Annotated in this window: 1 protein-coding gene; it reads right to left on the bottom strand. The window is 60.8% G+C overall.

Annotated elements, in window-relative coordinates; translation table 11 throughout:
• The coding region (locus C6558_RS39475; RefSeq protein ID WP_146161042.1) for a transposase at positions 1-255 on the bottom strand (255 nt) is incomplete at both ends.

Genomic DNA, 255 nt, shown 5'->3' with positions numbered 1-255 from the left:
GGGGGTGACGGCTTCGACGAAAGCCCAGCGCAGCCACTTGTTGCCCTGCTTGATGATCTTGCCGTGAAAGGTCTTGCCGCCGGAGGAATAGGTCGAGGGCACCAGTCCGGCATAGGCGGCGAGCTTCATCGGATTGCGAAAGCGGGATACATCGTCAATCTCCGCGTCGATCAGCCGGGCGAAGAACTCGCCGATGCCGGGGATCGTCTTCAACAGCTTGACGTTGGCATTGGCCTTGGTCATCGCCCGGATCGT

This window comes from Ensifer sp. NM-2, from assembly GCF_003024455.1.
In the GTDB taxonomy this organism is placed as follows: Bacteria; Pseudomonadota; Alphaproteobacteria; order Rhizobiales; family Rhizobiaceae; genus Ensifer; species Ensifer canadensis.
This window is presented reverse-complemented; position numbering and strand designations above follow the sequence as displayed.